Genomic DNA, 4637 nt, shown 5'->3' on the forward strand with positions numbered 1-4637 from the left:
CGCGCGGGCCGGTCCGCGCGCGGCATGCGCGCCACGCTGTGGCAGCAGGCGCTGCTGCTCGGACCCCCGCACGGGCTGGACGAATTCGTCGACCGGGTCGTCCCGGAACTCCAGGAGCGCGGCAGCTTCCGCACCGAGTACGCCGGAGCCACCTTGCGCGACCACCTCGGCCTGCGCCATCCCCACCGTCGCACCACAGCCCACGAAGGAGCCGAAGCGTCATGACCACGAGCATCACCACCGTTTTCGAGACCGAGTGGGCGCGCTGGCACCACACGCGGGAAGACCAACTGCGCGACCCGCTCGGCTTCCTCGGCCTGACCGCGCTGCACTGGCTCACCGACCGCCCCGAACGGCTGCCGGACCTGCCCGGCACCTGGTGGGTCACCGACGAGAAGGTGTTCATCACCGCCCAGCCCGCCGACCGGCTGGAATACGACGGGCTCGGCATCGCGGGCGTACAGATCGTCACCCCTGCCGAAGGGGCGCCCGGCCTGCACGTCCGGCAGGAGCGCCGGGTACTCGAGGTGATCCGCCGCACGGGCCGCTACGCCGTCCGGGTGCACGACCCCGCTTCACCCGCCCTGCTGACCTTCGACGGCATCCCGGCCTACCGGCCCGACCCGCGCTGGGTGGTCCCGGGGCGCTTCACGCCGTTCCCGCAGCAGCAGACCGTGGTCACCGGCGCCGTGGTCGAGGGGCTCGAGCACCACCACAGCGCCGCGGGCACCATCGAATTCCGCATCGGCGAGGTGACCGAACGCGTGGTCGCGTTCGGCGACCAGGACAACCTGCGGGTGCTGTTCACCGACGCCACCAGCGGTGTGACGACCTACCCGGCGGCACGATCGCTGACCGTGGGCACGCCGGAGGCGGACGGCACGGTGGTGCTGGACTTCAACCGCGCCGCGAATCTGCCGTGCGCCTTCACCGATTTCGCGACCTGCCCGGTGGCGCCCGCGCAGAACCGGCTGCGCGTGGCCATCGAAGCGGGCGAGCGGGACCCGCGGCGGGGACGTGCCGCATGAGCGGCCGGTTCGTTCCCCTCTCGATCCTGGGCCTGTCCCCGATCAGCGCGGGATCGACCGCGCAGCAGGCCTGCGCAACACCGTCGATCTGGCCCAGCACGCCGAACAGTGTCGGCTGGAATCGCATCGGCTGCTCGCCGAGGCATGGCGGCCGCGCGCGGTCCGCGCGGCCTGACGTCCGGTGCGCTCTCGCGCGCACCGGTCGGTCACGGAGGCCGCCACAGTGCATGCCGGAATGGTTCGAACGCACCATTCGAGGACGAGCGGCCGGCGGTCACGGTGTGGAAGCGGCCGGTGACACACACCCAGCGCCCGCCCGAGGCGAGAGACTCAGACGCTGACCGGGGCGGCCGTGACGCCGTAGCCGAGGTTGGTCAGCACCTCGCTGGTCGCCTTGGCGAAATTGAGCGTGATGAAGTGCAGACACGGCGCGCCCTCGTCGATCAGCCGCTGGGCGATCTCGGTGGCGATCTCGATGCCCGCCGCGCGCACCGCCGCGGCGTTCTCCTCCCCGCCGTCGCCCGCCGCCGTGCGCAGCCGCCGCATGACCGAGTCCGGCAGCGGCCTACCGCACAGCTCCTCGGCGCGCTGCACCGTGCGCAGCGACGTGATCGGCATCAGCTCCGGAATGATCGGCTTGGCGCCCTCGATCGGGTCCAGCGCCACCAGCCGATCACGCAAGCGCAGGTAGTGCTCGACGTCGAAGAACATCTGGGTGATCGAATACTCCGCTCCCGCACGCAGTTTCGCGGCCAGGAACGCGGTGTCGGTGGCCAGGTCCGGCGAGCGGTGGTGGCCCTGCGGGAACGATGCCACGCCGACGTGGAAGTCACCGAGGTCGCGGACGATACGCACCAGTTCCTCGGCGTAGGAGACGCCCTGCGGATGCTTGTGCCACTCCCCCAGCGGGTCGCCCGGCGGGTCGCCGCGCAGCACCAGGATGTTGCGGATACCGGAGTCGGCGTACGCGCCGACCAGCGAGCGCAGCTCTGCGACGCTGTGCTCCACCGCGGTCAGGTGCGCGACCGGCAGCAGCGTCGTCTGCTGCGCCAGTTCCCCGGTCACCCGGACGGTGCGGTCGCGAGTGGAACCACCCGCGCCGTAGGTCATCGACACGAACGCGGGATGCATGCACTCGAACTGCCGCACGGCGCGCCACAGCCGCGCCTCGGCGGCGGCGTCGCGGGGCGGATTGAACTCCACGGAGAACGGCACCGCATGCCCCGCGTGAGCCCGCAGACTCTGTACGACCGAAGGTGTTCCAGAGACGTTCGGGTGCGTCCGGGACGGCCGGCCAGGGGTCGAGCTTCCCCGCACGTTGTCGAAAGTCACCGGTTCAGTGTAGAGGTGGCAGGTGGCGGCCCCGTCGGGTCGCTCGGACCTCCCGCGTATTCTTCGCTTCGAGCGACATGTTCGCCACGCCGAGCGACACGCGCGACCGCCCCCGCTCGGCCCCGAATCACCCACAGCGCCCGGGCACCCTCCGCGACCCCGTGCGTCCACCATCCGCACGACCTTGGAGGCTCCTCTGTCCGCCGCAACCGGTACTCAGACGCCGCGTCCCGCGGTGCCGCAGCCGGGCACCCCCGCCTTCGTCACCGCCGTGGAAGACGCCCTGACCAGTTTCTTCGCCACCCGCCGCCCGACGACCGAGCGCCTCGGCTCGGTCTTCGTCGAGGCCACCGACGCGCTCGAGCAGTTCGTGCTGCGCGGCGGGAAACGCACCAGGCCCGCGTTCGCGTGGACCGGGTGGCTCGGAGCGGGCGGCGATCCGCACGCACCCGAGGCCGCCGCGGTGCTCACCGCCTGCTCCGCGCTCGAACTCGTCCAGGCCTGCGCGCTGATCCACGACGACATCATCGATTCCTCCCGCACCCGCCGCCGCTTCCCCACCGTGCATGTCGACTTCGAGCAGCGCCACCGCGACCACGGCTGGGCGGGCGACGCGGCGCACTTCGGCGCCAGCGTGGCCATCCTGGTCGGCGACCTGGCGCTGTCCTGGGCCGATGACATGGTGCACGCGTCCGGTCTGGCGCCCGCGGCCATCGCCCGGTTCGCGCCGGTGTGGGCCGACATGCGTACCGAGGTGCTCGGCGGCCAGCTGCTCGACGTCAGCGGCGAGGCGGGCGGCGACGAATCGGTCGAGGCCGCGCTGCGGATCAACCGCTACAAGACCGCCGCCTACACCGTCGAACGTCCGCTGCACCTCGGCGCCGCCATCGCCGCCGCCGACCAGCAGCTGATCGAGGCCTACCGCGGGTTCGGCACCGCCATCGGGATCGCCTTCCAGCTGCGCGACGACCTGCTCGGCGTCTTCGGCGATCCGGCGGTCACCGGCAAGCCCTCCGGCGACGACCTGCGCGAAGGCAAGCGCACCGTGCTGCTGGCCGAGGCCCTGCGCCGCGCGGACGAGACCGACACCGCCGCGGCCGCGCTGCTGCGTTCGAGCATCGGCACCGACCTGAGTGCCGAGCAGGTGCAGCGGCTGCGCGCGCTGCTCGCCGAACTGGGCGCGGTCGACGAGGTGGAACGCCGGATCGCCGAACTCACCGACAGCGGTCTGGCCGCCATCGAGGCCAGCTCGGCGACGCCGGTGGCCAAGGAACGGCTGCGCGCGATGGCGCTGGCCGCGACCAAGCGCGCGGCGTGAGCACGGGAGCGGGCGCCACGGCAAGGAGAGGAACCGGATGAGAACCGTTTCTGGACCGACCGATCGCGTCGTGGTGGTCGGCGCGGGCCTGGCTGGCCTGTCGGCCGCCCTGTACCTGACCGGCGCGGGTCACACGGTCACGCTGCTCGAGCGGGCCGACCACCCGGGCGGCCGGGTGGGGCGATACCGGGGCGCCGACTACGAGATCGATTCCGGCGCCACCGTCCTCACCCTGCCCGAACTGATCACCGACGCGCTCGCCGCGGTCGGCCGCGCCCCGGAGACCTGCGAGCCCCCGCTGCGCATCCACCGGCTGGCGCCGGGCTATCACGCCCGGTTCGCCGACGGCGCGCAGATCAGGGTCTTCACCGACCCGGACGTCATGGCCGCGGAGGTCGAGCGGACCTGCGGCCCGGCCGAGGCACGCGGATACCGGCGCCTGCGCGCATGGCTGGCGCGGGTCTACGCGGCGGAGTTCACCGAGTTCATGGACACCAACTTCGACTCGCCGCTGGATATGGTGCGCCTCCCCGACAAACGGCGCGCGCTGGTCGAATTGGCACGTCTCGGCGGTTTCGGCAGACTCGGCACGCAGGTGCGCCGGTTCCTGCGGGATCCGCGCCTGGCGCGCCTGTTCACCTTTCAGGCCCTCTACGCGGGTATGCCGCCCGCGCGGGCGCTCGCCGTCTACGGCGCGATTGCGCATATGGACACCTCGCTGGGCGTCTACTTTCCCGAGGGCGGTATGCGCGCGATCGCCGCGGCGCTGGCGCACGCGTTCGCCGAGGCAGGCGGCACGCTGGAACTGAACGCCGAGGTGGTCGGCATCGACTACGCGGGCAGGCGGGCCCGCAGCGCCCGCACCGCCGACGGGCGCTCGTTCGACTGCGACGCGCTCGTGCTCACCGCCGACCTCGGCTCGCTGGACCGTTTCGGTGTGCGCCCCCGGCGTGGGCTGC

General features: G+C 72.4%; 4 protein-coding genes and 1 pseudogene. 4 read left to right on the top strand and 1 reads right to left on the bottom strand.

Translation table 11 applies throughout. The annotated features are described in order from the left end of the window. Both NA8_RS32075 and NA8_RS32080 read left to right on the top strand, forming a co-directional pair. Positions 1–225: pseudogene (locus NA8_RS32075) on the top strand (hypothetical protein); the annotation flags it as partial. Beyond that, positions 222–1028, top strand: a complete 807-nt coding sequence (locus tag NA8_RS32080) for a DUF1684 domain-containing protein (RefSeq protein ID WP_063054034.1) — start codon at positions 222–224, stop codon at positions 1026–1028. The pseudogene NA8_RS32075 and the gene NA8_RS32080, both read left to right, overlap by 4 nt. Positions 1029–1358: 330 nt before the next feature. Here the strand turns inward: NA8_RS32080 and NA8_RS32090 are convergent, their stop codons facing one another. Then, entirely contained in the window at positions 1359–2360 is a 1002-nt protein-coding gene (locus tag NA8_RS32090; RefSeq protein ID WP_063054036.1) for a methylenetetrahydrofolate reductase, read from the bottom strand. A gap of 184 nt (positions 2361–2544) precedes the next feature. Here NA8_RS32090 and NA8_RS32095 point away from each other — a divergent pair, with 184 nt between their 5' ends. Together NA8_RS32095 and crtI are read left to right on the top strand one after the other, a co-directional pair. Then, positions 2545–3678 (top strand): polyprenyl synthetase family protein, encoded by a 1134-nt coding sequence (locus NA8_RS32095; protein ID WP_063054037.1) that lies wholly within the window; start codon positions 2545–2547, stop codon positions 3676–3678. Positions 3679–3715: 37 nt separating this feature from the next. Further along, positions 3716–4637: phytoene desaturase family protein (gene crtI, locus NA8_RS32100; RefSeq protein WP_157107039.1), on the top strand; the 922-nt coding region annotated here is incomplete at its 3' end.

Source organism: Nocardia arthritidis NBRC 100137 (assembly GCF_001612765.1).
GTDB lineage: Bacteria > Actinomycetota > Actinomycetes > Mycobacteriales > Mycobacteriaceae > Nocardia > Nocardia arthritidis.